The 1831-nt window shown below is 63.1% G+C and carries 2 protein-coding genes; one reads left to right on the forward strand and one right to left on the reverse strand.

What is annotated here, in order from left to right:
* A partial coding sequence (locus JHD07_RS19620) for an adenylate/guanylate cyclase domain-containing protein (protein WP_291624860.1) occupies positions 1-1522 on the reverse strand: 1522 nt, incomplete at its 3' end.
* 108 nt (positions 1523-1630) lie between these two features.
* On the opposite strand from JHD07_RS19620, the gene JHD07_RS19625 reads away from it, so the two are divergent.
* Positions 1631-1831: hypothetical protein (locus JHD07_RS19625; RefSeq protein ID WP_291624862.1), on the forward strand; the 201-nt coding region annotated here is incomplete at its 3' end.

Here is a 1831-nt window from a genome sequence, read left to right on the forward strand (position 1 = left end):
CCATTGGATCCGGCCTCGCCATCACCTCGAAGATCGCCTGCGGTGCGCTTTGGCCCGCGACCGCCAGACGATCGACTTCGCGCAGCTCGAGGCCGGATCCAATGGCGTCCGCAGTCGCCTGCGAGACCAGGATGCGGGTGCCGTAGACCTTGTTGACGGCCTCAAGCCGCGAGGCGAGGTTCACGGCATCGCCCATCACAGTGAAGCTCATCATCAGCTCGGAGCCGATGCTGCCGGTCAGGACCTCGCCGGTGGCGATGCCGATGCGCAGATCGCAAGGCGCGGGCATGGCGCGAATGCCGAGCAGGTCCGGCAGCTGCTTCTGCAGAGCGGGCACCTGGTCCGTCATTTCGACCGCGGCAAGTCCGGCGAGCAACGCCTGCTCGCCCTCCTCGACGAAAGGCGGGCCCCAATAAGACATGATGGCGTCGCCGATATATTTGTCGATCACGCCACGATTGCGCCTGATCGGCGCGGACATCACGGTGAAATAGTGGTTCATCACCTTGACGAGGCCGCGCGGGGTCATGCCTTCGCTCATCGAGGTGAAACCGCTCATGTCGCAGAACATGATGGTCATCACCCGGCGCTCACCGTCGACGGCGACCTCCGGCCGTTCGATCAGGCCCTGCACCACCTTGGGGTCGATGTAGCGGCCGAAGGTCTCACGGATGCGCTCGTTGGTCCTGAGCTGCTCGATCATGCGGTTGAAGGCCGCCGCGAGCTCGCCGATCTCGTCCTGCGTGGAGACGGTGATGGGCCTGTCGAACCGGCCCGCCTCGACCTCGCGGGTGCCGGCGAGCAACAGCCGCACCGGGCGCGTGATGCCGCTACTCACCATCAGTGCGAAGACGAACCCGACGATCGCCGCGAGCAGGGTCACGACCCCCGAAACGATGATCGCCTGATGCTGACGGCTGATCACCTGCGCGGTCGAGAAATAGACCTGCGTCAGCATGTCGGCGCGGATCGCATCGACCTTCTGGTTGAACTGGCTGCGCAAGACGTCGAGATGCTCCAGCGTTCCGCGGGCCTCGGACATCTGCTTCGCCTCGACCTGCTTGAGGAGCTTCACATGCCCTTCGCTCAGGTCGCGGCGCAGCTCGGTGACGGCGGTCTCGATGCGGCTGTCGATCCGCCCCAGCGCGGCGTTGTCGGAATACGTCCTGGGGTCGTCGATGATCAGGTTGATCAGCTTGCGCGCGGCCTCCGCCTCCTCCTCGATCCTGCGGTCCGATGCCTCGAAGTCGCGAAGCCGTGCCGCATAGGCCTCCTCGTCCGAGGGCGACTCCATCCTGGTCATGACCATCCGCCGCAGCGCCAGCCCCCGCTCCAGCGAACGAATATTGGTACGCGCCAGATGGCTATAGGCCGGGATGTAACGGTTGGTCAGCTCGTCCAGGAGGATGCCGACCTGGCTCGACATCACCATCGACAGGATCGAGGTGACCAGCATGAGGACGATCAGTCCGAGCGCGATCCCTACGATCTTGCGCCGGATCGACTGGTTGAAAATCGGCATAGGTACGGCAAAGGCTGAAGGGATGGAACGGTGGAACTCAATACACGGAATCGATCCTGGGAACACGCGCAATATGGCTGATCTGACGTCCTGGACGGAGTGCGATCGTTGCGCGAGCCCGGATCGTTAACAAACATTGAAGCCGCAGCACTTCGTCGTTTCGGAAGTTCCCCTGTTCCAATCCGCATTTTGCCGCATTGTTGCGGCAGCGTGAGGATGCGACACGATGCCGATGCATCGCACGGTATTTCGATTCTCAAGCCGCATGTCGCCGCGGACCTTGGTTTGAAGTGGTTTTCGCAGGGGGGA

The organism is Bradyrhizobium sp., from assembly GCF_016462955.1.
Classification (GTDB): domain Bacteria; phylum Pseudomonadota; class Alphaproteobacteria; order Rhizobiales; family Xanthobacteraceae; genus Bradyrhizobium.